Annotated in this window: 3 pseudogenes; 2 read left to right on the top strand and 1 reads right to left on the bottom strand. The window is 38.8% G+C overall.

Annotated features, from left to right (window positions below):
* Nucleotides 1–165: 165 nt before the first annotated feature.
* Both RAC86_RS39095 and RAC86_RS39090 read left to right on the top strand, forming a co-directional pair.
* Nucleotides 166–525: pseudogene (locus tag RAC86_RS39095) on the top strand (DNA polymerase thumb domain-containing protein); the annotation flags it as partial.
* Nucleotides 521–757 (top strand): annotated as a pseudogene (locus RAC86_RS39090) (YolD-like family protein); the annotation flags it as partial. The pseudogenes RAC86_RS39095 and RAC86_RS39090, both read left to right, overlap by 5 nt.
* Here RAC86_RS39090 and RAC86_RS39085 read toward each other — a convergent pair.
* Nucleotides 681–960, bottom strand: a pseudogene (locus RAC86_RS39085) (SOS response-associated peptidase family protein); the annotation flags it as partial. The pseudogenes RAC86_RS39090 and RAC86_RS39085 sit on opposite strands and share 77 nt — an antisense overlap.
* Nucleotides 961–1,007 lie beyond the last annotated feature (47 nt).

The following is a 1,007-nucleotide window of genomic DNA, read 5'->3' as shown; positions in this document are numbered from 1 at the left end:
TATCGCGAGCAAGAGTGACCTTGGCTGTTTAATGAGATAAAGCACGTTTATGAAAATATGATCAGTGTAGCAAAGATAAGCATTTCTTTCCCGAGCTTTTAGATAGGCCTTTTTTAAAAAAAGACAAATTGACGAAAAGGCCATTCACTGCATCTAACAGCTTTCAGCATATGGAGAGAATTTGGTTTGATGTGCACAGTAGGCATTGGAGATAATATGTTGCTGAGTAAGCTTGCGCTTGACCTGGAAAGTAAGAAAACAAAGAGTGGCATTGCACGTTGGAGATAAGAGGATGTGCCAAATAAACTCTGGAAGTTTCACCCGTGGTCTAAAATGTGGGGGATAGGAGGGAGGATGGAAAGAAACCTAAATCGGATGGCAATATCGACTGTAGATCAGTTAGCCAAATTTCCTTTAGAGCTGCTTGAAAAGAAGTTCGGAATAATGGGAAACCAGTTGTATTATCATGCTCATGGAATCGATTTATCAGAAATAGGAGCTCCTTTGATGCAAGGGCAGATTAGTTGTCTCTGAGGTACTTGAATTTAATAAAGAGTTAAAATTCAAACTCTTTAACAATGGATTCGTTGAAAATGTCACCGGCAGAGTCCATTACATTAATTTTGAACAACACAGGCTTCATGTAAAAGACCAGAATGACAATACAATGTCTTGGATCAAGGCGTTTCCATTCGTTTACTTACGAGCGGCTTTCGAAAGTTGGGTTTCTCGGACAATGTTTCAGCGCGGGTATTAATCATTTTATATCCGATCTTTTCATCTTTAGCCCATGGAGGGATAATACCGGTTATTGGATCCATCGTTGATAATTGTCAGGATGTTTTGTGAAGGAGCGACATTATAGCTAGGGTGATATTCACCTTCAGGTAAGAATTGATCTATGTTGAATTGCTCAATGATGTCATCAAACTCAGAAAATAAAGTGAACTTGCCACACATGTTCATCATCCTTTAGGGTTTTTGAATATTGTACAGGCTTGATACAC

Source organism: Bacillus sp. LR_5 (assembly GCF_042709275.1).
This window is presented reverse-complemented; position numbering and strand designations above follow the sequence as displayed.